This is a genomic window from Rhizobium sp. SEMIA 4085, from assembly GCF_013004495.1.
Taxonomy (GTDB): domain Bacteria; phylum Pseudomonadota; class Alphaproteobacteria; order Rhizobiales; family Rhizobiaceae; genus Rhizobium; species Rhizobium gallicum.
On sequence record NZ_JABEPH010000621.1, the window covers coordinates 1 to 1,862 of the forward strand.

1 protein-coding gene and 1 pseudogene are annotated in these 1,862 nt (G+C 61.3%); one reads left to right on the forward strand and one right to left on the reverse strand.

Annotation, left to right across the window (positions count from 1 at the left end; genetic code table 11):
- Positions 1–157 precede the first annotated feature (157 nt).
- Positions 158–772, reverse strand: a complete 615-nt coding sequence (locus C9413_RS31725; RefSeq protein WP_039846724.1) for an FMN-dependent NADH-azoreductase — start codon at positions 770–772, stop codon at positions 158–160.
- 138 nt (positions 773–910) lie between these two features.
- Between C9413_RS31725 and C9413_RS31730 the strand changes: the two are divergent.
- Positions 911–1,774 (forward strand): annotated as a pseudogene (locus C9413_RS31730) (LysR family transcriptional regulator); the annotation flags it as partial.
- Positions 1,775–1,862 lie beyond the last annotated feature (88 nt).

Below are 1,862 nucleotides of genomic sequence, written 5' to 3' on the forward strand. Positions count from 1 at the left end.
GAGCAGTGGTGACGAGGGCTACCAACGCCCTATCCTCGCGTCATTCAAACCGAGCGACAACGACGACCGCAACGGTGTCAGACTCGCCGGGTATGGCGCAGCGGAAACAAAAAACGGCCGGACAGAGCCGGCCGCTTCTGGGGGCGATGTTAAGCGGTTAGGCGGCGAGAGCGATCTCTTCGGCGCGGGCCTTGGCGGCGCCGATCGCCTTTTCGGCAGCTTCCGGACCGAAGGCGAGACCTTCGACATAGACGGTTTCGATGTCGGTGATGCCGAGGAAGCCCAGAACCGACTTCAGATACGGAACGGCATGGTTCATGCTGGCGGCAGGACCCTGCGAGTAGACGCCGCCGGAGGCGAGCACGACATAGACCTTCTTGCCGGTTGCAAGCCCGACCGGGCCGCTTTCGGTATACTTGAAGGTGCGGCCGGCGCGGGCAACGTTGTCGATCCAGGTCTTCAGGGACGAATAGATATTGAAGTTGATGAGGCCGGTGCCGATGACGATGGTGTCGGCGGCGAGCAGTTCGTCGATGAGCGCGTCGGAGGTCTTCACGGCTTCGGCTTCCTGCGCCGTGCGGTCTTCGGCAGGCTTGCGGATTGCGGCGGTAAACAGGTCATCGATGTGCGGAAGCGGATTGGCGGCGAGGTCACGGCGGACGATGACGGTTCCCGGCTTCTGGGCCTGGAGCTTGCCGGCAAGATCGGTGGCAATGGTGGTCGAAAGCGATTCAGCGCGCGGGCTGGATGTCAGGAGCAGGATGGACGACATAATTGAATTCCTCTCGAATTGGGATGCTGCGAGCTCGCTTGGGAGGTTCGAGCCGCCTTCAAGGGAAAAATAAGACTGGCCGACTATCGAAAAAACTGGGATAATGTCGATCAAAATTATCGATAGATTGGATGGAAGATGCTTCCCAACCCGACATTGGATCAGCTGCAGGTGTTCCTTACCGTGGCGGAAACCGGCAGCTTCTCCGCCGCCTCGCGCGCGCTCAACCGCGCGCAGTCGGTGGTCAGCTACACGATCGCGAACCTCGAGGCACAGCTCGAGATGCCGCTTTTTGAGCGTTCCGGCGCCCGCCAGCCGAAGCTCACGGATGCGGGCAAGGCCATGCTCGAAGATGCGCGCCGCCTACTGACCGACCTGCAGGTGATGCGCGCCCGCGTCAAAGGGCTGAAGGAAGGATTGGAAGCGGAGGTCTCTGTGGCGATCAGCGTCATGGTGCCGTCTCCGGCAACGGTGGACGTGTTGCGTGAGTTCCGTGAGCAATTTCCGTCCGTTGCGCTCAATCTTGCGGTCGGCGAGCTTGGCATGGTCATGGAGACCGTCCTGAGCGGCAAGGCGGCGATCGGCATCGGCGGAGCCGTCCAGAAGCCGGACGACTCGATGCTGATGGAAAAGATCGGCCATTCCTTCATGATGCCGGTGGCCTCGCGCAATCATCCGTTAGCGCAGATAGGTCGGCCGTTGACGCTTGGCGATGTTCGCGAGGAAGTACAGCTCGTCGTCACCGATGCGTCCGGGCTGACGAAAGGCCGCGATTTCAACGTGCTTTCTTACAAGACCTGGCGTGTCAGCGACATCTCGACCAAGCACGCGTTGATCCGCGGCGGCCTCGGCTGGGGCGGCCTGCCTGCATCGATAATCCGTGACGACCTGATGAGCGGCGCACTCGTTCATCTCGACCTTGAGGCCTATGAGCAAGGCGAGTATCCGATCTATGCCATGCGCCGCCTCGCCAATCCGCCAGGCCCAGCTGCGGCATGGATCGGTCGCTTATACACATCTCCGAGCCCACGACACGCCTGAGCATGTCGTCTGCGGCCTTCTGCTTGGACATAAACACCGTGTACGGCGA